General features: G+C 64.0%; 20 protein-coding genes. 5 read left to right on the forward strand and 15 right to left on the reverse strand.

Annotated features, from left to right (window positions below):
• The first annotated feature begins 133 nt into the window (after positions 1 to 133).
• Genes AC1DLO_RS08255 through AC1DLO_RS08265 form a run of 3 tightly spaced genes read left to right on the forward strand, consistent with a single transcriptional unit; the run spans position 134 to position 2,291 of the window.
• Entirely contained in the window at positions 134 to 925 is a 792-nt protein-coding gene (locus AC1DLO_RS08255; protein ID WP_476889285.1) for an ABC transporter ATP-binding protein, read from the forward strand.
• Between the two features lie 8 nt (positions 926 to 933).
• On the forward strand, positions 934 to 1,677 hold the full coding sequence (locus tag AC1DLO_RS08260; RefSeq protein ID WP_476889286.1) for an ABC transporter permease: 744 nt from the start codon (positions 934 to 936) through the stop codon (positions 1,675 to 1,677).
• The gene (locus AC1DLO_RS08265; protein WP_476889161.1) at positions 1,674 to 2,291 is read left to right on the forward strand and encodes a TetR/AcrR family transcriptional regulator; all 618 of its coding nucleotides are present in this window, start codon (positions 1,674 to 1,676) and stop codon (positions 2,289 to 2,291) included. Before AC1DLO_RS08260 ends, AC1DLO_RS08265 begins: the two co-directional genes overlap by 4 nt.
• Before the next feature lie 76 nt (positions 2,292 to 2,367).
• On the opposite strand, the gene AC1DLO_RS08270 is transcribed toward AC1DLO_RS08265, so the two are convergent.
• The 5 genes from AC1DLO_RS08270 to dxr all read right to left on the reverse strand — a co-directional run bounded on the left by AC1DLO_RS08270 (position 2,368) and on the right by dxr (position 7,364).
• The gene (locus AC1DLO_RS08270) at positions 2,368 to 3,267 is read right to left on the reverse strand and encodes a GNAT family N-acetyltransferase (protein WP_476889162.1); all 900 of its coding nucleotides are present in this window, start codon (positions 3,265 to 3,267) and stop codon (positions 2,368 to 2,370) included.
• Positions 3,221 to 4,387, reverse strand: a complete 1,167-nt coding sequence (gene ispG, locus AC1DLO_RS08275; protein ID WP_184735892.1) for a flavodoxin-dependent (E)-4-hydroxy-3-methylbut-2-enyl-diphosphate synthase — start codon at positions 4,385 to 4,387, stop codon at positions 3,221 to 3,223. Before ispG ends, AC1DLO_RS08270 begins: the two co-directional genes overlap by 47 nt.
• A gap of 66 nt (positions 4,388 to 4,453) precedes the next feature.
• Positions 4,454 to 4,747, reverse strand: coding sequence for a YciI family protein (locus tag AC1DLO_RS08280; protein WP_268023172.1), 294 nt, complete (start codon positions 4,745 to 4,747; stop codon positions 4,454 to 4,456).
• An 83-nt stretch (positions 4,748 to 4,830) separates the two neighbouring features.
• Complete coding sequence (locus AC1DLO_RS08285) at positions 4,831 to 6,162, reverse strand: M50 family metallopeptidase (protein WP_476889163.1); 1,332 nt, start codon at positions 6,160 to 6,162, stop codon at positions 4,831 to 4,833.
• A gap of 17 nt (positions 6,163 to 6,179) precedes the next feature.
• Entirely contained in the window at positions 6,180 to 7,364 is a 1,185-nt protein-coding gene (dxr, locus tag AC1DLO_RS08290) for a 1-deoxy-D-xylulose-5-phosphate reductoisomerase (protein WP_476889164.1), read from the reverse strand.
• A gap of 38 nt (positions 7,365 to 7,402) precedes the next feature.
• Between dxr and AC1DLO_RS08295 the strand changes: the two genes are divergently transcribed.
• Entirely contained in the window at positions 7,403 to 8,869 is a 1,467-nt protein-coding gene (locus tag AC1DLO_RS08295; RefSeq protein WP_476889165.1) for a lipase maturation factor family protein, read from the forward strand.
• A 19-nt stretch (positions 8,870 to 8,888) separates the two neighbouring features.
• Here the strand turns inward: AC1DLO_RS08295 and AC1DLO_RS08300 are convergent, their stop codons facing one another.
• Genes AC1DLO_RS08300 through AC1DLO_RS08330 form a run of 7 tightly spaced genes read right to left on the reverse strand, consistent with a single transcriptional unit; the run spans position 8,889 to position 16,731 of the window.
• Positions 8,889 to 9,725 (reverse strand): HpcH/HpaI aldolase/citrate lyase family protein, encoded by an 837-nt coding sequence (locus AC1DLO_RS08300; protein WP_476889166.1) that lies wholly within the window; start codon positions 9,723 to 9,725, stop codon positions 8,889 to 8,891.
• Positions 9,722 to 10,255: a MaoC family dehydratase gene (locus tag AC1DLO_RS08305; RefSeq protein ID WP_476889167.1), complete on the reverse strand. Its 534-nt coding sequence runs from the start codon at positions 10,253 to 10,255 to the stop codon at positions 9,722 to 9,724. The genes AC1DLO_RS08300 and AC1DLO_RS08305 overlap by 4 nt, the downstream gene beginning before the upstream one ends.
• Positions 10,252 to 11,004, reverse strand: coding sequence for a CoA transferase subunit B (locus tag AC1DLO_RS08310; protein ID WP_476889168.1), 753 nt, complete (start codon positions 11,002 to 11,004; stop codon positions 10,252 to 10,254). The genes AC1DLO_RS08305 and AC1DLO_RS08310 overlap by 4 nt, the downstream gene beginning before the upstream one ends.
• A 2-nt stretch (positions 11,005 to 11,006) precedes the next feature.
• Positions 11,007 to 11,816 (reverse strand): CoA transferase subunit A, encoded by an 810-nt coding sequence (locus AC1DLO_RS08315; RefSeq protein WP_476889169.1) that lies wholly within the window; start codon positions 11,814 to 11,816, stop codon positions 11,007 to 11,009.
• A 19-nt stretch (positions 11,817 to 11,835) separates the two neighbouring features.
• The gene (locus AC1DLO_RS08320) at positions 11,836 to 12,999 is read right to left on the reverse strand and encodes an acyl-CoA dehydrogenase family protein (RefSeq protein WP_476889170.1); all 1,164 of its coding nucleotides are present in this window, start codon (positions 12,997 to 12,999) and stop codon (positions 11,836 to 11,838) included.
• A 2-nt stretch (positions 13,000 to 13,001) separates the two neighbouring features.
• Entirely contained in the window at positions 13,002 to 15,119 is a 2,118-nt protein-coding gene (locus AC1DLO_RS08325; RefSeq protein ID WP_476889171.1) for an acetyl/propionyl/methylcrotonyl-CoA carboxylase subunit alpha, read from the reverse strand.
• A 4-nt stretch (positions 15,120 to 15,123) separates the two neighbouring features.
• Positions 15,124 to 16,731, reverse strand: a complete 1,608-nt coding sequence (locus AC1DLO_RS08330) for a carboxyl transferase domain-containing protein (RefSeq protein WP_476889172.1) — start codon at positions 16,729 to 16,731, stop codon at positions 15,124 to 15,126.
• Between the two features lie 152 nt (positions 16,732 to 16,883).
• Here AC1DLO_RS08330 and AC1DLO_RS08335 point away from each other — a divergent pair, with 152 nt between their 5' ends.
• Entirely contained in the window at positions 16,884 to 17,513 is a 630-nt protein-coding gene (locus AC1DLO_RS08335; RefSeq protein WP_476889173.1) for an SACE_7040 family transcriptional regulator, read from the forward strand.
• A 219-nt stretch (positions 17,514 to 17,732) separates the two neighbouring features.
• On the opposite strand, the gene AC1DLO_RS08340 is transcribed toward AC1DLO_RS08335, so the two are convergent.
• Genes AC1DLO_RS08340 through pdhA form a run of 3 tightly spaced genes read right to left on the reverse strand, consistent with a single transcriptional unit; the run spans position 17,733 to position 21,360 of the window.
• Positions 17,733 to 19,187 (reverse strand): dihydrolipoamide acetyltransferase family protein, encoded by a 1,455-nt coding sequence (locus AC1DLO_RS08340; protein ID WP_476889174.1) that lies wholly within the window; start codon positions 19,185 to 19,187, stop codon positions 17,733 to 17,735.
• The gene (locus tag AC1DLO_RS08345; protein WP_476889175.1) at positions 19,184 to 20,194 is read right to left on the reverse strand and encodes an alpha-ketoacid dehydrogenase subunit beta; all 1,011 of its coding nucleotides are present in this window, start codon (positions 20,192 to 20,194) and stop codon (positions 19,184 to 19,186) included. Before AC1DLO_RS08345 ends, AC1DLO_RS08340 begins: the two co-directional genes overlap by 4 nt.
• On the reverse strand, positions 20,194 to 21,360 hold the full coding sequence (gene pdhA, locus AC1DLO_RS08350) for a pyruvate dehydrogenase (acetyl-transferring) E1 component subunit alpha (protein WP_476889176.1): 1,167 nt from the start codon (positions 21,358 to 21,360) through the stop codon (positions 20,194 to 20,196). The genes AC1DLO_RS08345 and pdhA overlap by 1 nt, the downstream gene beginning before the upstream one ends.
• Positions 21,361 to 21,539: the final 179 nt, after the last annotated feature.

Consider the following 21,539-nt stretch of genomic DNA (forward strand, 5'->3'; position numbering starts at 1 on the left):
GCTGGTTCCGAACCTATGTGATACCGGCCGCAATTTTCAAGGCTTTGGACTAATCAATATTTGTTGACCCCGACCGGTGCCGGGTCTACCTTTTATTCATCACCTGATGAATAAATTATTCCCGGAGGCGACGATGTCCCACAGCGCATCAGGAAGCAACACCCCGGGCATGCGCCCTGCGGTCAAAGCGGAGGGCCTACATGTCACCCGCAACCACAAGAGGATCCTGCGTGGCCTGGACTTCGCCATCGAGCCAGGCCGTATCACGGGCCTCCTCGGCCCCTCCGGGAGCGGCAAGACAACCCTCATGCGCGGCATCGTCGGGGTACAACGACTCACCGCCGGCACCATAGAGGTGCTGGGCCGACCAGCCGGCACACCATCGTTGCGGCACGACGTCGGATACGTCACCCAGGCGCCGAGCGTCTACACGGACCTCAGCGTCGAAGCGAACGTCAGATATCTCGGAGCCATGCACGGCGCCACGGCGGCGGACACCGCGGAGGCGATTGCCGCCGTCGGGCTCGAAACATTGGCGAGGCAAAAGACGGCAGATTTGTCCGGCGGTGAATTCAGCCGGGTCTCGCTGGCATGCGCGCTCGTCTCACATCCGCAGCTGCTGATCCTCGACGAACCGACAGTGGGCCTGGATCCAGTACTTCGTGCCGAATTATGGGAACGGTTCGCTGTCATGGCGGAATCGGGAACCACCCTCCTGGTCTCCAGTCATGTCATGGAAGAGGCCTCCCACTGTTCCTCGCTGCTCCTGCTCCGCGACGGACTTCTGCTCGCGCAGCTCAGTCCGGCCGAACTCAGCAAGCGGGGACACAGCAACGACCTGGAACAGGCCTTCCTGCACATCATCCGCGAAACGGACACTGCTGCGCACCGTCGGAGCGCCAATGAAAGCCAGGTGGCGTCATGAACCCACGGATGATGTTTGCCACCACCAGAAGGGTCTTGGAGCAGCTGCGGCACGACCACCGAAGCGTCGCGCTGATCATGGTTGTTCCCGCGCTGTTGCTCACGGCCGTGTACTTCCTTTACGAGAACGAGACCTTGCCACCCGGATTCCCCCGGACCTTTGACCGCGTGGGTCTCATGATGCTGGCCATCTTCCCGTTTGTCGTGATGTTCCTGGTCACGTCGATCACGATGTTGCGGGAAAGGACCTCGGGGACTTTGGAGAGGCTGCTGACGACGCCCATCCACAAAGCCGATCTGCTGTTCGGCTACGCGTTGGCGTTCTCGATCATGGCCGCACTGCAGTCCTTGGTAGCCACGGCTGTGGCCTATTGGATCTTCAATCTGGATATCAAGGGCGGTCCGGGTTACGTGGTGTTGATTGCCGTCATCAACGCGGTGCTGGGAGTCGCGCTGGGCCTGCTGTGCTCGGCCTTCGCCCGGACCGAATTCCAAGCGGTGCAATTCATGCCGGTAGTGGTGGTGCCTCAGATCCTGCTGTGCGGGCTCTTCGTCGCACGGGAACACATGAACGAAGTCCTCGAGAGCATCTCCAACGTTCTGCCACTGACGTTTTCGGTAGACGCCCTCCAACAGATCGCCGGCAACGCCGAAGCCACGCAGGCAATGTGGCAAGACGCCGGCGTCATGGCGGCGATCGTGGTGGGAGTTTTGGTCCTGGCCTCGTTCACCCTCCGACGGCGGACCGCATGAGCAGCGCCTTGCCTCCCCTGCGGCGGGGACGCCGGAGCGGCGGCAGTGACTCGCGCGAACTGATCCTGGCGACTGCGCGCCGGCTCTTCGCCGAGCATGGATTCGACGGCACCAGCCTGCGACAAGTGGCCCGCGAAGCCGAGGTGGATCCGGCCATGGTCCACCACTTTTTCAAGGGCAAGGACGAGCTCTTCGCCCAGAGCGTCGAGCTACCGGCGGATCCTGCGGAGGTGCTTGCCGGCGTCGAATCGATGGATCCGGCGAAGCGCTCGGAAGCGATCGTCCGTGCTGTGTTGCGCTTGTGGGAAAGCCCTGCGCAACACGGACTCGTGGCCTTCGTCAGGGGAACCATCGGGTCCAAGGCCAAGACCGCGTTGCTGCGGGAGATGGTGGCCAGGACCATTCTCTCCAGGATCACCTCCGGACTTCCCGGCTCACCCGAGGAAGCGAGGATGCGCGGAAACCTTGTTGCCACGCAAATGGTGGGGCTCATGCTGATGCGCTACGTGGTCCGGCTCGAACCACTCGCGTCGGCTTCCCAGGACGAGGTGGTCCGGCTCGTGGCCCCGAACGTCCAGCACTACCTCACGGGCGAACTCGCCCTCCCCAAGTAGCTCGCATTTGTTGTCGTTATGAGGCGTCAAAACGACAACTACTGCGGGTCAGTTGGGTCGGGCACTACAGAACCGGTCAGTACAGGACCGTGGCGAAGGTTCCGAGGCGTTGGAAACCGACCCGCTCGTACGTGGCGCGCGCCCTGGTGTTGTATTCGTTGACGTACAGGCTGGTGATCGGCGCGAACTGCTGGGCGAGGACAACCACTCCCGCCATGTACCCGGCGCTGAGTCCTTGGCCACGGAACTCGGGGTTCATCCAGACGCCCTGGACCTGGGTTGCCTGCTCCGTGACGGCACCGAGTTCGGCCTTGAACTTCACGGTTCCTGCGTCGATGTGCACCAAGGAGTGGCCTTGCCGGATCAGCCCGGCAACACGGCGGCTGTAGAAGTCTTCGCTCCCCAAGAAAGGCGAATAGCCCACTTCCTCTTCGAACATGGCGGCACATGCGGGCAGGATCCGGTCAAAGTCCGCGATGTCTCCGAAGCCGAGCTGCGGATTGGCTTCGACAGCAGGTGGCCCCGATATTGCCAGAAGCGGCTGGTCGGCGCGAACCTCGTGGGGGAAATGACCCAGTTGCTCCAGCCGGGAGTGAAGTGCCAGCACGGACTCCGCGGGCCCGAAGATCGAGGCATAGCGACGGCCCGCCCGGTGTGCAGCCGAGGCCACCCGGGCAGCCAATTCCGGGTCCAGCTGCACCGGAACCAAATTGGCACCGGCCCAGCAGGCACCCACCAGCGTATCGCCGTCGAACACTCCAAAGACGCTCGCGCCGCCGGAGGTGGGGGCGGCGCTCCCCGACGAGTCAAGGTGCGCCAAAATGAAGACGTTTGCTACAGCGTCTTCCATCGCGAGCGCGCGAAGGGACTGGGTGTCGGCCGCGCCGAGCACCCGGACGGTGATACCGTCCAGTCCGGTTCCGTCTTTACTACGAGACGCTAACCACGGGGCTACCCTTGACAGCACCTTCGCCATCGGCCTCCCCCATCTCTTCAGCGATACGCATGGCCTCTTCGATCAGTGTCTCAACAATCTGGCTCTCGGGAACAGTCTTGATGACTTCACCCTTCACGAAGATCTGCCCCTTGCCGTTTCCGGAAGCAACGCCCAGATCGGCCTCGCGAGCCTCACCCGGGCCGTTCACTACGCAACCCATGACGGCGACGCGCAAGGGAATCTCCATTCCTTCAAGTCCGGCGGTCACTTGCTCGGCGAGCGTGTAGACGTCCACCTGGGCGCGTCCGCACGAAGGGCAGGAGACGATTTCCAACTTGCGCGGGCGCAGGTTGAGGGACTGCAGGATCTGATTGCCTACCTTGATTTCCTCAACCGGCGGCGCGGAGAGAGACACGCGGATGGTGTCACCGATACCCCGGGACAGAAGTGCTCCGAAGGCCGTTGCGGACTTGATGGTGCCTTGGAACGCGGGGCCGGCCTCGGTCACGCCAAGGTGCAGGGGCCAGTCGCCTTTTTCGGCAAGCATCTCGTAGGCCGCCACCATGATCACGGGGTCGTTGTGCTTGACCGAAATCTTGAAATCGTGGAAGCCGTGTTCTTCGAACAACGAGGCTTCCCACACGGCCGATTCCACGAGGGCTTCCGGCGTGGCCTTGCCGTACTTCTTCAGGATGCCGGGCTCCAGGGATCCCGCGTTGACGCCGATCCGGATGGACGTGCCGTGGTCCTTGGCGGCCTTCGCGATTTCCTTCACTTGGTCATCGAACTTGCGGATGTTGCCCGGATTGACGCGGACCGCGGCGCAGCCTGCCTCGATCGCGGCGAAGACGTACTTCGGCTGGAAGTGGATGTCCGCGATCACCGGGATCTGCGACTTCCGGGCGATGATCGGAAGCGCCTCGGCGTCGTCCGCGGAAGGGCAGGCGACACGCACGATGTCGCAGCCGGACGCGGTCAGCTCCGCGATCTGCTGCAGCGTCGCGTTGATGTCCGTGGTGGGTGTGGTGGTCATCGATTGCACGCTGATGGGCGAATCCGAGCCGACGCCCACCGAACCTACCTTGATCTGGCGGGTCTTGCGGCGGGGCGCGAGAACGGGGGGCGGGGCTGATGGCATTCCCAGGCTGACCGAGGTCACGTGGACTCCTTGGGTTGAAATGGGTGGATCGCAGGGCTGGGTTCCGGGCCCCGGCCGGTCATGCTGCTAGGAAGCGTGGGCTGAGAGCACTCCGATAATGGGGTTCCACTCCGACGTCCGGATGCCTGCAATCCCTTGTACGGCGGCGAACGGGTCCTCCTTCAACGTAGCGTTCAGCTCGGACTCGTCGGCGGCTTTGAGCAGGAGCAGCGCACCCGCACCGTCCGTGTAGGGGCCACTCGCCAGCAGGGTCCCCTGCTCGGCGAGACCGGCGAGCCAGGCGCGGTGGGCGGGGCGGTTCGCGTCGCGAACCTCGGCGGACTCGGCGTCGTACACGTACTCAACAGCGAAAACAGTCATATGGATAGCCTATCCCCCCAGCACAGGGGCCAGCCCATTCCGGACGTCCTCCGCAGCCTCATGCATCTGCCGGATCAGACAGATCAGCCAAAGATATTGACGGGCTTGACGATGTCCGCGTAGATCAGCAGCGCCCCCATGGCCATGAGCAGGCTGGCCACGACGTACGTCAGCGGCAGGAGCTTGGCGATGTCGAAAGCGCCGGGATCCGGCTTGCCGCGTAGCTTGGCGATTCGACGCCGGACCCCTTCGTAGAGAGCGCCAGCCACATGTCCGCCGTCGAGCGGCAAAAGCGGAATCAAGTTGAAGATGGCGAGGGCGAAGTTCAGTCCCGCGAGGAGCCCCACGAGCGCGCCGATGCGCGATTGCAGCGGAACCTCCTCCATGGCGGCGACTTCACCGGCCACCCGGCCGACGCCCACCACGCTGATCGGCCCGTTGGGATCGCGCGGCTCGGAGCTGAAAGCTGCCTGCGCCACGCCGACTACCCTGGCGGGCAGGTTGAGGATGACTCCGGCGATTTGCTTGATGTTCTCGCCGGCCATCGGAAGAACGGTCGACGCCGGTTGGGGCACCATGGCGGTCTGGGCACCAATCCCGAGGAACCCGACTTCCTCGTACAGCGGTTTGCCGTCCGCGCCTTTGGCCTGCTGGCCGTTGTCTCCAATGACGGGGCGCGCGGAAAGCACCGGAGTTACTTCCGTGGTGACGCTCTTGCCGCCGCGGTCCACGGTGATTTGGACAGCTTTGCCTGCCGATGCCCGGATCCAACTACTCATTTCAGCCCAGCTGGTCACCGGCTTGCCATCGAAGCTTGTGACGACGTCGTTGGGCTGGAGCTTGGCGATTGCGGCCGGGGTCAGCTGGCAGTCCGGCGAATTGGGGTCGACGGTTTCACCCGCTTTCACTTGGCACTTGGAGACATTGGCAATGGTGGTGGTGGCGGTGGACACGCCGAAGCCCATGAGCAACACCGCGGTGAGCACTAGGCCGATCAGCAGGTTCATCGCGGGGCCGCCCAGCATGATGATGATCTTTTTCCAGACCGGCAGCTTGTAGAAGACCCTGTTCTCGTCACCCGGACCCACGTCTTCATGGGCCGCGGACCGAGCCTCGGTGGCGAGGGTCTGGAACATACCGGTGCTGGACGGCCGCACACTGCCGTCTTCTTTATTGGGCGGGTACATGCCGATCATGGCAACGTACCCGCCAAGCGGAATGGCCTTGAAACCGTATTCGGTCTCGCCCTTCCGTGTGGACCATATAGTAGGGCCGAACCCGATCATGTACTTCGTGACGCGCACTTTGAACAGCTTGGCGGGCACAAGATGCCCCACCTCGTGCAGCGCGATGGAGACGGCCACGCCGATTGCGACGAAGACGACGCCGAGAATGAACAGGATGACGGGATTCATGCCTTAAGTACTGCTTCCTAAAGGGTGCTGTTGGCTAAACGATCGTGGGTGCGCGTGCGTGCCCACCTCTCAGCATCCAACACCGAGTCCACCGTCAGCTCCAAGGATCCTGAATGTTCGCTGAGGACGGACTCCACGGTGTCCACAATGTCGGTGAACCGGATCCTGCCGGCGTGGAAGGCCTCCACCGCTTCCTCGTTCGCCGCGTTGAAGACGGCTGGAAAGGTACTTCCCTGCCTCGCTGCGTCCTTGGCCAGCTCCACCGCAGGGAAGGCTACGGAGTCAAGGGGCTCGAACGTCCAGCTGGTGGCCTGGGTCCAGTCGCAGGCCTTGGCGGCGCGGGGCACGCGATCCGGCCACCCCAGTCCGAGGGCAATGGGGAGCCGCATGTCCGGCGGGGAGGCTTGGGCGATGATGGAGCCGTCCACGAACTCCACCATGGAATGCACCACGGATTGCGGGTGCACCACGACGTCGATCCTGTCCAGAGGGACGTCGAAGAGCAAGTGCGCTTCGATGACCTCCAGGCCTTTGTTGACCAGGCTGGCTGAGTTGGTGGTGACCATCAGTCCCATATCCCAGGTGGGGTGGGCAAGCGCCTCCGCAGGGGTGACGTCGCGGAGTTGCTCGCGGCTGCGGCCCCGGAACGGACCGCCGGAAGCGGTCAGGATGAGTTTTTCGACCTCGTTCTCGGCCCCTGCTCGGAGACATTGGGCGATGGCCGAGTGCTCGGAATCCACTGGCACGATCTGGTCAACGGCTGCCGCGGCCTTCACCAACGCACCGCCCACGATCAGGGATTCTTTGTTTGCCAAGGCCAAGGTTGCGCCGGACTTGAGCGCGGCCAGCGTGGGCGCCAGCCCGATGGATCCCGTAATGCCGTTAAGCACGACATCCGCTTCTATCGCGGCAATCTTGGTGGAGGCGTCCGGCCCCGTGATGATCGCCGGATCATAGTTCCTGAGTCCGGCGGCGGAAGCTGCAGCGCCGATGAGTCCCTGGAGTTCGCGTGCGTCGCCGTAGGCGATGCCGACGGCCTTGGCCTTGGTGTGGACCGCCTGCTGCGCGATGAGTTCCAGGTTGCCGCCACCGGCGCTCAGTGCCACGACCTCGAACAGGTGGGGAGCGGCGTCGACGACGTCAATCGCCTGTGTGCCGATGGAACCAGTGGACCCGAGGAGGATGATCTTGCGCGGCTGCATTGCTTAAGTATCCCGCACCCCAGGCGTAGCGTTGGTGTGTGGACTGGGTCTCGTGGTTCGAGGCGCCGGACTATGAATTCGCCCGGCAGGTGCTCCAGCGTGGCACGGCCGCGCTCTACTTCATCGCGTTCCTGTCCAGCCTCAACCAGTTCCCAGCACTCCTCGGTGAACACGGGCTTCTCCCTGTCCCGAGGTACGTGGACGGTCACAGGATCTTGCGCAGGCCTAGCCTTTTCCGGTGGAAATATTCGGACTCCTTGCTCCGCGCAGTGTGCGCCGCGGGGCTCGCCGTTTCCCTGGCGCTCGTGGGCGGGCTGCCGCAGCTGGGACCGCCGTGGCTTCCCCTGTCCGCGTTCCTGGCTTTGTGGCTGCTCTACATGTCGATCGTCAACGTCGGCCAGACCTTCTACGGCTTCGGCTGGGAGATGCTGCTGTTGGAAATGGGTTTCACTGTTGGCTTCCTTGGTTCGGACCAGACGCCTCCGCCTAAGACCATCCTCGTGCTACTCGTGTGGCTGTTGTTCAGGCTCGAGTTCGGCGCGGGCATGATCAAGATCCATGGCGGAAGCGAATGGCGTGATTTAACCGCCCTGTACTACCACCACGAGACGCAGCCCATGCCCGGGCCCCTGAGCCGCCAGGCGCATCTCCTGCCTAAGCCACTTCACCGCATGGAAGTGCTCGGCAACCACTTCGCCCAGCTGGTGGTGCCGTTCTTCCTGTTCGCCCCGCAGCCACTGGCCACCATTGCCGCCGGAATTGTCGTTTTCACGCAACTCTGGCTTGTGGGGAGCGGTAACTTCGCGTGGCTTAACTGGTCCGCGATCGTGCTTGCCTTCGCCGCGGTGAGTGACCCGGTGGCCCATGCTGTGCTGCCCTTCATACCGCAACAGCGGTACCCGGCCACGGCGGTTCCGCAGACCCCGGCGTGGTGGCGCGCCGTCGTACTCGCGGTGACGGTGCTCCTCGTGGTGCTCAGCTATTGGCCCATCCGCAACCTGCTCTCGCGGGAGCAGCTCATGAACGCGAGCTTCAACCGATGGCAGTTGGTCAACACCTACGGGGCGTTCGGTACGGTGACGCGGCACCGGGTGGAAATCGTGGTGGAAGGCACGCAAGCGGACGTTCCAGTCGATGAAGCCGACTGGCGCGAATATGGCTTCAAGGGCAAGCCGGGCGACGTCCGCCGCCTCCCCCGCCAGTGGGCGCCGTACCACCTGCGCCTCGACTGGTTGATGTGGTTCCTTCCCTTGCGCACGGTGCACGAGGAATGGTTCTACGCGTTCTTGGGCAAGTTGCTCGACGCCGACCAGCCCACCTTGCGCTTGTTGCGCCAGGACCCGTTCGACGGCGCACGGCCGAGTTGGGTGCGTGCCCGCAGTTTCCTCTACCGTTTCGCCACGAGGTCCGAGTTCCGTGAGACGGGCCAGCGCTGGATCCGGATGGAGCTCTACGAGGTCATTGCCCCTTTGGGCCATCCGCCTTCCCGGAGGCGCGGACGCTAGATCCGGCCGGACTGAACCTTCAGGAGAGCCGGGCCCTGCGCAGCGTGGATTCGGCGTGTTTCAGGATGGGCCCGTCCACCATTTTGCCCTTGTGCTGGAACACACCGGTTCCAGCCGCAGCGGCGGCATCAAGCAGTTCCCGGGCCCCTGCGACGGCCTCCGGCGAGGGTGCATAGGCTTCGCGGACAACTGCGACCTGGCTCGGGTGGATGCAGGCCTTGGCACCGAATCCGCTGGCCACTGCGTCGGCGGACTCCACGGCCAGTCCGGGAAGATCGGGAATGTCGACGTAGACCGAGTCGATGGCTTCCTTGCCGGCAGCTTTGGCAGCCAGCAGCACCGTAGAGCGCGAGTGCGTCGCGACGGCCCTGTAGCCGCCGTCGTCCCTGCGGCTGGAGGTGCCGCCCATGGAGGCGATCAGGTCCTCGGCACCCCACATGAGCGCGACGACGTTGGGGGTCTGGGCGATCTCGGCCGCGTTGATGATCCCTTTGGCCGTCTCGCACAAGGCGATGACGTGATAGCCCTCGAGTGCTTTCAACTGTTCGGCGGTCTCGGCCTTGGCCAACATCACCGTGCGGTACGGCGTGTGCGCGAGGCAGTGCAAGTCCTTCTCGAAGTCCGGGGTGCCCGCCGGATTGACCCGCACAATCGTGCGGCTCGGGTCGAGTTCGGCGGTCTCGCCACCCGAGCCAAGCTGGGCGAGGATGGCGCCCCGGGCCCGCTTCTTGTCTGCGGGCGCGACGGCGTCCTCGAGGTCTACGATGACCGCGTCGGAACGCTCGGCGGCCTTTTGGAACCGTTCCGGGCGGTCGGCGGGGCAGAAAAGCAAAGCGGGGCCCATGGTGAAGGTCATGTATTGATTGTCCCCTGTTGCGCCTCCAGATGCGCGGTCCGGGTCCACATGAGGCAAGCCCTCGTGGCCAGGGCCACAACCGCGCCGTCCTGGTTCCTACCCGTGTGCAGCATGGTCACCACGCCCTGCCCGGGACGCGACGACGACTCCCGTTTCCCGGTGACGACGGTCTCCGTGTAGAGGGTGTCGCCGTGGTAGAGCGGGTGCGGGAAAGAGACGTCCGTGAGGCCTAGCTGGGCGATGATGGTGCCCTGGGTCAGCTGAGTTACGGACTGTCCCACCATGGTGGACACGGTGAACATCGAGTTCATGAGCCTTTGCCCGAAGGGTTGCGTGGCGCTCCAGGCCGCGTCCAGGTGAAGTGCCTGGGTGTTCATGGTCAGTGTGGTGAATAGGACGTTGTCCGTTTCCGTGACGGTCCGGCCCGGCCGGTGCGCGTAGACGACGTCTTCCTCGAGCTCATCGAAGTAGAGCCCGCGCTGCTGGATAATTCGGGGTTCAGTGACGCGCTGTTCGGGATCTGTGGTCATACGGTCAGTTCCTGGTCCTCTTCGAAAAGTTCGACGCCGGTCGCCGCCGCAACGTCCTCTGCGGAGACATTCGGTGCCAACTCACGCAGGACCAGCCTCGATTCCCCTCCGTCGGAGACGACGTCGATCACGGCGAGGTCCGTGATGATTCTGTCCACGCAGCCTTTCCCCGTGACGGGCAACGAGCATTCCTTGACGATCTTCGGCTTGCCGTTGCGGTCCACGTGCTCCATCATCACGATCACCCGTTTGGCGCCGAAGACCAGATCCATGGCGCCGCCCATGCCCTTGACCATCTTTCCCGGGATCATCCAATTGGCAAGGTCCCCGTTGGCCGCGACCTCCATGGCTCCCAGCACCGCCACATCCACGTGGCCGCCGCGGATCATGCCGAACGATGTTGCCGAGTCGAAGAACGCGGCGCCCGCGTTGACGGTGACCGTTTCCTTGCCGGCGTTGATGAGATCGGGGTCAACAGCGTCCTCGGCCGGATAGGGGCCAACGCCCAGGATGCCGTTTTCGGAATGCAGGATCACTTCGACGCCGACCGGGATGTAGTTGGGAATCAGGGTGGGCATGCCGATCCCCAGGTTGACGTATTGCCCGTTGCTGAGCTCACGGGCCACGCGGGCGGCCAGCTCGTTCCGCGTCCAGCCTTTGCCCTCGTGATGGTCGGCGTCGGCGCGGCGGTACTCGTGCCTGACCGCCTCGGGACGCGGCGGCACATCCTGGGTGATGTTCGATTCCATGGCTACGCTCCTGCCTGCTCGGTAGTGCCCGCAGCTTCGGTGGGACGGGTAGTGGAAGCCGGGGTCAACGCGACGGTCCGCTTTTCGATGCGCTTCTCTGTGTCCGGTGCAAGCACGACGCGCTGGACGAAGATGCCCGGAGTGTGGATGTTTTGCGGATCGAGCTCGCCTGGCTCTACGAGCTCTTCCACCTCGGCGATGGTGATCCTGGCCGCCATGGCACACAACGGGTTGAAATTCATGGCAGTCGCGTGGAAAACGAGGTTCCCATGACGGTCGCCCTTCCAAGCATGGACCAGTCCAAAATCGGGTGTCAGGGATTCCTCCAGGACATAGTCTGCGCCGTTGAAGGTACGCACTTCCTTCGGTGAGGATGCGATCGCAACGTTGCCGTCGGCGTCGTACTTTTGCGGAAGCCCGCCCTCCGAGACCTGGGTCCCGACGCCGGCCGCGGTGAAGAACGCGGGGATGCCGGCGCCGCCGGCGCGCAGTTTCTCGGCCAGGGTGCCTTGCGGGGTGAGAACGACCTCAAGCTCGCCGGCCAGGTACTGCCGCGCGAACTCCTTGTTCTCGCCAACATAGGAACTGATGGTCCGGCGGATGCGTCCGTCCCTGAGCAGGATGCCCAGACCCCAGTCGTCCACTCCGCAGTTGTTGCTGACAGTTTCAAGGTCCTTGGTGCCTTGATCGTGGAGCGCGTCGATCAGCGCCACGGGGATTCCGCACAAGCCGAACCCTCCGACGGCGAGCGAGGCACCATCGTGGATGTCCTTCACCGCTTCCGCGGCGCTGGCAACAACTTTGTCAATCATCGTTTACCTTCCCTGACGGTTAAAGGCCCAGCTCGCGGGCGATGAGCATCAACTGGACCTCAGTGGTACCTTCCCCGACTTCCAGGATCTTGGAGTCGCGGTAGTGGCGTGCCACCGTGAATTCGTTGATGAAGCCATAGCCACCGAACACCTGGGTGGCGTCCCGTGCGTTGTCCATGGCTGCCTCGCCTGCGACCATCTTAGCGATGGCCGCTTCGGTCTTGAACGGCTTGCCGGCCAGCATCCTCGCGGCAGCATCGTAGTAGGCCAGGCGCGCTGTGTGGGCCCGTGCATGCATGCGGGCGATCTTGAACTGGATGGCCTGGTACTTGCCGATGTTCTGTCCGAAGGCCACGCGTTCCTTGGCGTATTTAACGGACAAGTCGACGCAACCCTGGGCTGCGCCGGTGGCGAGCGCGGCGATGGCGATGCGGCCTTCGTCCAGGATGGACAGGAAGTTGGCGTAGCCCCGTCCCCGGACACCGAGCAGGTTCTCTTCGGGTACCCGGACGTTGTTCAGTGTGAGCGGGTGGGTATCGGAGGCGTTCCAGCCCACCTTGTTGTACGCCTTTTCCGCAGTGAAACCTGGCGTGTCGGTGGGAACCAGGATGGTGGAGATTTCCTTCTTGATGCTCCGGTCCTTGCGTTCGTGCTGTCCGGTGACGGCGGTGACAGTGACGAGCCGGGTGATGTCGGTCCCGGAGTTGGTGATGAATTCCTTGTTGCCGTTGATGACCCAGCGGCCGTCCTCGAGGTGCGCGTTCGTTTTGGTGCCGCCGGCGTCCGAGCCGGCTTCCGGCTCGGTCAGGCCGAAACCTGCGAGCGCTTCGGCTGAGGTCAGCTGGGGCAGCCAATGTTCCTTTTGCGCCTGGGTGCCGAAGCGGTACACCGGCATGGCGCCCAGCGAGACGCCCGCTTCGAGGGTGATCGCGACGGACTGGTCCACCCTGCCCAATTGTTCCAGCGCGAGGGCGAGCGCGAAGTAGTCCCCGCCCATGCCGCCGAACTCTTCAGGGAAGGGAAGGCCGAAAAGGCCCATCTCGCCCATCTGCTTGACTACCTCGTAGGGGAAGCTGTGTTCCTCGTCGTGCTTGGTGGACACAGGGGCAACTACCTCGTCGGCGAATTCCCGGACGGAGTCGCTGAGGTCCTGGTATTCCTCAGTGAGTTCAAAACTTGCCATGGCTAGACTTCCTCGTCTTTCTGGTCTTGTGTCGTTCCGCCCGTTGTGGCTTCAGGGGTGGATTCTTGGGTGGGTTCTGCCGCCACATGGATGGTGGCGAGGACTTGGTCAGCTTTGACGAGGTCCCCGGTCTTACTGGCGAGGTGCACTGTGCCGGACACCGAGGCGGCCAGCTGGTGTTCCATCTTCATTGCCTCCACGGCAAGGAGAACGTCGCCCGCTTCCACATGGTCGCCGTTGTGCACCGAAACGGAGACGACTGTTCCCGGCATGGGAGAACGGACTTCGGGATCCGCGGCGCCTTCTTCGCGCTGAATGCCCGCGAGGATGCGTTGGAGCCGGGATTCGCGGTCCAGAATGTCCAGCCGGCAGGACCAGCCGTCGCCGCCGAGCCAAAGTTCGTGTGTCCCACGCCCCGGAGATGGCGAGCCGTGCGCGAAATGGTGCTCAACGCCGTCGACCACCAGCGCCGCATGCCCTGCGGATCCGGGCCGCATTTCGGCAGCGTGCACGACGCCGTTATCGACACGCGCCGTGAAGCCAGTCCCGTTCACGGTCAGCCCCACGGTGGCCAGGCCGCCGTCGGGACGTCCGATGGTGGTCTTCCACGGCGCGGGCGCGCCAACGCGCCAGCCATCGGCGGTGTTCCAAGGGACTGCCGCCCCTACCGGAACCAGTTCTGAGTGGTTCAGCATCGCTGTGGCGATCAACTCGACGTCGGTCACTTGACGGAACGTCAGCCCGGGCAACTTGCGCTCGATCAGGCCGGTGTCGAGGCGGCCCGCGCGGACGTCGTCGTCGTTGATCAGGAGCCGCAGGTACTCAACGTTCGTGTGCACACCCAGCAGCGTATAGTCCCCCAGAGCGTGGTCAAGGGTGTCCAGCGCCGCTTTGCGGTCAGGGCCCCAGGCAATGACCTTTGCGAGCATGGGATCGTAGTCGCCGGTGACGGACAGCCCCGGAAGCATGGCGGAGTCGATGCGGACATGCGGATCGTTGCTTGCCCGTTCCCGGAGCGTCAGAATCTCGCCGATGGATGGCATGAAACCGCGTTCGGGCACCTCTGCGTAGACGCGCGCCTCTACCGCGTGGCCGTCAAGCACGACGTCGGACTGCGCCACCGTGAGAACCTCACCTGCCGCGATGCGCACTTGCCATTCGACGAGGTCGACACCGGTGACCATTTCCGTGACAGGGTGCTCCACCTGGAGACGCGTGTTCATCTCCATGAAGAAGAAGTGTTCCGGGTCCTGGTCCGAGACGAGGAACTCGACCGTGCCCGCACCGCTGTACTTGACGCTCCGGGCAGCCTGGCAAGCGGCCTCACCGATCCGAGCCCTGACCTCTGCCCCATTCGCGAGGGACTCCAGCAAGGGGGACGGTGCTTCCTCGATGACTTTCTGGTGGCGACGCTGCAGCGAACATTCGCGCTCGCCGAGATGAATCACGTTGCCGTGGTTGTCGGCGAGGACCTGGACCTCGATGTGCCGGGGCGACTGGATGAGCCGTTCCAGGAACAAGGTGTCATCGCCGAAGGCGCTCGCCGCAACGCGGCGAGCCGTCAGCAAGGTGGCCGCCATATCCTCGAGCCGCTCCACGATGTGCATGCCTTTGCCGCCGCCCCCGGCAGAAGGCTTGATGAGCAAGGGGAAGCCGACGCCGGGCGCCGCTTCGATCAGTGCCTCGTCGCTCAGGCCGGGTTCGGCGATGCCTGGTACGCACGGGACGCCGTAGGACATCACGTGGTTCTTGGAACGGATCTTGTCGCCCATGATCTCGATGGCGTCAATGCCGGGGCCGATGAACGCGATGCCAGCCGCGTCCAAGGCCTTGGCAAATTCCACATTTTCGGCCAGGAAGCCGTAGCCAGGATGGACGGCCTGGGCGCCGCTTTGCAGGCAAGCCTCGATGATCGCGTCTATCCGCAGGTAACTGTCCGCCGCAGCGGCTGTGCCGATCCGGACGGCAGCGTCTGCTTCGCGCACGTGCCGGGCCCCGGCGTCGGCGTCTGAATAGACCGCCACCGAGCGGATGCCCGTGGCTTTGAGGGTGCGGATGACGCGGCAGGCGATCTCGCCCCGGTTGGCGACAAGGACGGTGTCGAAAGGTGTGATCGTCATGGGGTCACATCCTGAAGAGGCCGAAGGAGGTTTCCGGCAAGGGTTGGCGGGAGACGGTGTCCAGGGCCATGCCCAGGACGCGCCGGGTGTCGGCGGGGTCGATGATGCCGTCGTCCCAGAGCCGGGCGGTGGAGTAGTAGGGGCTGCCTTGGTCCTCGTACTGCCGCTTGATGGGGGCCTTGAAAGCTTCCTCGTCTTCAGCCGACCATTCCTCGCCGCGGGCCTCGTACTGGTCCCGTTTGACGGTGGCCAGCACGCTGGAGGCCTGGTTCCCGCCCATGACCGAGATCCGGGATGCCGGCCACATCCACAGGAACCGCGGCGAGTAGGCCCGGCCGCACATCGAATAGTTGCCGGCGCCGAAGGATCCACCGATCACCACGGTCAACTTGGGCACCCGGGCCGTGGCGACCGCGGTGACCATCTTGGCGCCGTTCTTGGCGATACCGCCGTGCTCGTAGTCCTTGCCAACCATGAAGCCCGAGAGGTTCTGCAGGAAGACCAGAGGGATGCCGCGCTGGTCGCACAGTTCGATGAAGTGCGCCCCCTTGAGCGCCGACTCGCTGAACAGCACCCCGTTGTTGGTCACGATTCCCACGGGGTGGCCATGCAGCTTCGCGAACCCCGTCACCAGGGTGGCGCCGTAGTTCTTCTTGAACTCATGAAACCTGGAGCCGTCCACCAGACGGGCGATGACTTCGCGAACGTCGTACTGCGCATTGACGTCTGTGGGAACGGCGCCATAAATCTCGCCTGGGTCCACCACCGGCTCGACGGCGGTGTCCACGTCCCATGCGGGGGCCGCCGGCTTGGGGAGGGTGGAGACGATGTCGCGGACGATTTGCAGCGCATGCTCATCGTTTTCGGCCAGGTGGTCCGTCACACCCGAAATCCTTGAGTGGACGTCCCCGCCGCCGAGTTCCTCGGCCGTGACAATTTCACCGATGGCGGCCTTCACAAGGGGCGGACCGCCGAGGAAGATGGTGCCCTGGTTGCGGACGATGACCGTTTCGTCGCTCATCGCGGGAACGTAGGCGCCCCCGGCCGTGCAGGACCCCATCACCGAGGCAATCTGCGGGATCTTGGCCGCGGACATGCGCGCTTGGTTGAAGAAGATCCGGCCGAAGTGCTCCTTGTCCGGGAACACCTCGTCCTGCTTGGGCAGGAACGCTCCCCCGGAATCCACCAGGTAGACGCAGGGCAGTTTGTTCTCCAGGGCTATTTCCTGGGCTCGGAGGTGTTTCTTCACCGTCATCGGGTAGTACGTCCCGCCCTTGACCGTGGCGTCGTTGGACACCACCATCACCTGGCGGCCGTGGACCAAACCGATCCCCGCAATCACCCCGGCGCCGGGCGAATCGTCGTTATACATCCCGTTGGCCGCCAACGGAGCGATCTCCAGGAACGGGCTGCCCTCGTCCAGCAAGTAGTTGATGCGCTCCCGCGGCAACAGCTTCCCCCGGGAGATGTGCCGCTCACGCGACTTCTCCGGTCCGCCGAGGGCAGCCACGGCAAGGCGCTTCTTCAGCTCGTGCACCAGGGACAGCTGCGCTTCCGCGTTGGCCGCGAACTGATCGCTGCTGGTGTCCAGCTGGCTGACGAGTGTCTCCATCGACTGTGTCCCATCCCGGCCAATGGCCATTTCAGTTAGTACCGCATAACTGGAATTTAGGTTAGTCTCTATTAACTGTGCTGTCCATCACCTCGGAACTGGGCTCACCCCCGGCACCGACCGCGCATTGGACGCTTGCAAAAGGAGGAATTGTGGTCACCTTCCAGCGGAGCTCCGAGCAGGACGGCCAGGCACTGACCCAGAGAAGCCAGGCCAAGGAAACGCGGCGCAAGGCTCTCCTGGCCGCCGCAGCCGGGCTGTTCGCCGCCGACGGTTTCAACCGCGTGTCCCTCGAGGACTTGGGAGCCGCAGCAGGCGTCAGCGGACCTGCCGTGTACCGGCATTTCCCCGGAAAACAGGCCGTCCTTGCCGAACTGTTGCTGAGCGTGAGCCGCAACCTGCTCGACGGCGGCCGCACCGTGGCGTCCGAAGCCCCCGATGCCGAAGCCGCGTTGCGTGGACTGGTGGAATTCCATGTGGACTTCGCCCTCAGCAATCCCGATGTCATCCGCGTCCAGGACCGCGACTTCAGCAACCTCAACGACGCCGACCAAGCCGAAGTGCGCGCCCTCCAGCGCAACTACGTGGAACTGTGGGTGAGCGTCCTCGGCGAACTGCATCCGGACACCGATCCTACGGAGCTACGGGTCCGAGCCCACGCAGCCTTTGGCCTGATCAACTCGACCCCCCACTCGGTCCGGCACCACGGCCGACGCATGGCGGTCAAAAGCGCCCGGCCCATCCTCGAACGCATGGCACTCGCCGCTCTGACCGTGCGCTAAGTGCGACAAGCCAGCTCGCCAGTTCGACGGTTCCCTGCGCAGCAGATGTCTGCGCCCTCCCGGCCAACGCCCGCTCACTTTTGGGGCGCTCCACAAACCCCCTGAACGCCCGGGCCGCGCCGTTGTGCGTGAGCGAGCGTCGCTCCGAAACACGACATACGTGAGCGAGCGTCGCTCCGAAACACGACATACGTGAGCGGGCGTCGTCGAAAAGCTCGACTAGATCATGGTCATGACTGTTGCAGGGTCGGACAGGATCGTGCCTAGGTCGGCCAGGAATCTCGAGCCTTGTTCACCGTCCACCAGCCGGTGGTCGAAGGACAAGCTCAGAGACATCACTTGGCGCACCGCGAGTTCGTCATTGTGCACCCAAGGGGCTTTGCGCACCGATCCCAGCGCGACTATAGCAGCCTCGCCCGGGTTCAAGATGGGGGTTCCGGCGTCGATCCCGAAGACTCCGATGTTCGTGATCGAGATAGTTCCACCCGACAAGTCTGACGGGGAGGTCTTGCCGGAACGCGCCGTGTCCGTGAGCTCCGACAAGGCCGCGGACAGTTCCAGCAGCGTCATCTTGTCCGCGTCTTTGATGTTGGGAACTGTTAGCCCCCGCGGCGTGGCTGCCGCGATGCCCAGGTTCACGTAGTTGAACTGCACGATCTCCTGTGCACCTTCGTCCCAACGGGAGTTCAGCGTCGGGTTCCTGCGCAGGGCAATCAGCACCGCCTTGGCCGCGATGGTCAAGGGCGTGAGCTTGTACCCGGCAAACTCGCGACTGGCCTTGAGCCGCGCCAGCAGTTCCATGGTAGGCGTGACGTCAATGGTCAGGAACTCCGTCACGTGCGGCGCCGTAAAAGCACTTTGCACCATGGCAGCGGCCGTGAACTTGCGGACGCCCTTGATAGGGGTGCGGGTCTCGCGTTCAGCGGAAACCCCGGCGGCGGGCCCTGAGGCCGGGGCGACCTCAGGAGCGGAGACCTGAACCTGTGACCCGGCCGCGAAGTCCTGGACATCCGAACGGGTGATGAGCCCCGCCGGCCCAGTTCCCTTGATCAGTTCAAGGTCAATTCCCAGGTCCCTCGCCAACTTGCGGACCGGAGGGGTGGATCGCGGACGCTCTTGTTCCGCCGTCGGCTCGTTTGGAGCAGCGGTCGGCGCGGTCGGTGCGGGGACAGGAGCCGACTGTCCGCCTGCCGGGGCGGGCCCGCCTTCGGTGATGCCCCCGCCAATAGCTCGCTGGCGACGGGCAGGCCGTCCCGACTTTTCGACGACGGCTCCGTAGCCCACAAGGTTCGGCTCGCGTTTCGCCGGGGAGCCAACCGGGCTCCCTGTGCCGACGGGCTCACTTGACGTGCGCGCATCGGAGCCGGCGACTCCGGCAGTGGCTGCGCTGGGGGCGGTTCCGTTCGGCGGCGGGGCTGCGACGTCGTCGACTTCGAAGGAAACGATCGGCTTGCCGACCTCCACAACGGAACCGGCTTGTTCATGCAAGGCAGCCACGGTTCCTGCGAAGGGCGAGGGAAGCTCAACCACGGCCTTGGCCGTTTCCACCTCGGCAATGACTTGGTTCAGGGTCACGGTGTCCCCCACCGCAACCTTCCAGCTGAGAATTTCCGACTCGGTGAGTCCTTCGCCGAGGTCCGGAAGCCTGAATTCCTTGATCATCGTGGCGCTCATCCTTCCAGGCCGCTCAGGGAGTTGCCGCGGCCGAGTGCCCGGTCCACACCGTCAAGGATCCTGTCCAGATCCGGCAAATGGTGCATTTCAAGCTTTGAGTACGGGTATGGGATGTCGAAGCCCGTGATCCGGACTGGTGCCGATTCAAGATAGTTGAAGCAGCGCTCGGTGATGCTCGCGGCGATTTCCGCGCCGAGCCCGCCGGACTGCGCAGCCTCATGCGTGATGACCAGCCGGCCGGTCTTGCGGACGGATGCCTCCACTGCCGGGAAGTCGATCGGGGCCAGCGAGCGCAGGTCGATGACCTCCACAGAGATTCCTTCATCGGAGGCAGCCATGGCCGCGTCACTGGCGGTCTTCACGAGCGGGCCGTACGTCACCAAGGTGACGTCGCTGCCGGAGGAGACCACCTTGGCCTTTTCCATGGACAGCGCCGTGGAAAGGTCTGCGGTCTCATCCACGTCGCCCTTGTCGTGGTAGCGGCGCTTGGGCTCGAAATACAGCACCGGATCGTCCGAGGCGATGGCCTGCTGGATCATGGTGTAGGCATCTTGCGGGTTGGAGACGCTAATAACGCGCAGTCCGGAGGTGTGGGTGAAGTAGGCCTCCGGGGATTCGGAGTGGTGTTCCGGTGAACCGATCCCGCCGCCAAACGGAACGCGGATGGTGATGGGCATCTTGACGCGGCCTTGCGTCCGGTAGTGCATCTTGGCTACCTGGCTGACAATCTGGTCGAACGCCGGGTAGATGAAGCCGTCGAATTGGATTTCGCACACGGGACGGTAGCCGCGGTAGGCCAGGCCGACGGCGGTGCCGATGATGGCAGATTCCGCCAAAGGGGTGTCGACCACCCGGTGCTTGCCGAAGTCTTTCTGGAGGCCGTCGGTCACCCGGAAGACGCCGCCGAGCGCCCCGATGTCTTCACCCATCAGGATGACTTTGGGATCGCTTTCGAGGGACTTGCGCAGGCCGGCGTTGATGGCGCGGGCGAATGTCAGCTTGCTCATCAGAGTGCACCTTCCTGGGTGGATCCGCTGAAGCTTTCCAGATAGCGGGAGTAGTGGTCCTTCTGGCGTTCAATCCAGGAGTTGGGCGTGCTGTACACGTGGTTGAAAAGGTCCAACGGCGCGGGGTCGGGCATGTTGATCACGCCTGCCCTCAGGTTCCCGGCCACCTCGTCCGCTTTAGCCTGGGTCTTGGCTTCCACTTCGTCCGTCAGCAGGCCCTTGGTGCGAAGCAGCGCCTTGAGGCGTGCAATCGGGTCCTTGGCCGCCCAGTCCTCAAGCTCATTGGCGTCGCGGTAGCGGGTGGGATCATCCGCCGTCGTGTGCGGGCCCATGCGATAGGTCACCGCCTCGATGAACGTGGGTCCCCCGCCCTTGCGTGCCCTGTCCAGCGCAATGCGGGTGACCGCCAAAACCGCCAGGACGTCGTTCCCGTCGACGCGCATGCTGGGGATGCCAAATCCCGAGGCGCGGTCGGCGATCTGGATGTGGGACTGAATCCGCACGGGCTCGGAGATGGCCCAATGGTTGTTCTGGCAAATAAAGACCACAGGCGCCTGGAAGCTCGCGGCAAAGACCATTGCCTCGTTGACGTCGCCCTCGCTGGTGGCGCCATCACCGAAGAACGCAACCGCAACCGAGTCGGCGCCGTCGTCCTGGATGCCCATGGCGTAACCGGTTGCGTGCAGCGATTGGGAACCGATCATGATCTGCTGGGTGGCAATGTTGTAGCGGTACGGGTCCCAGCCGAAGGATGCATTGCCGCGCCAGGCACGGACCATGTCGGTTGGCTCCACACCGCGGCAATAGGCCACGCCGTTGTCCCGGTAGCTGGGGAAGACGAAGTCATCGTCCCTGAGCGCCCTGCCTGAACCGATCTGCGATGCTTCCTGGCCCAGCAGTGGCGGCCACAAGGCCAACTCCCCCTGACGCTGCAAAGCGGTGGCCTCGGCGTCGATACGGCGGATAACGGTCATGTCCTCATACAGCGAGCACAGCTGCTCGTCCGTGACATCGCTGACCCAGAGATCGAACTCCGGGTGGCTGATGCGTTCCCCCTGGGGGGAAATAAGTTGGACCAGGTTCCCGCCGGTCCGACGAGGATTTTCTGCACTGATTCCGGGATTCGGAGCCTTGTTGGCATCCTGGCTGGCTTCGTCCGTCAACACAGTTGATCGCACCTTTCAGCTCGTGCTCGCGGGCCGGGGAAGGACTTGTGATCCAGCCGCTGGCCAGCATCCGGGCGTCGTCGCCTGGATTAATTGTGACCCTACTCACAATGCTCATTGGGTACAACCACCATCGAAAATTCTGTGCATTCTGCCCTGTCCGGCCCACTCTCACCGTG

Source organism: Arthrobacter sp. 01T419 (assembly GCF_056398865.1).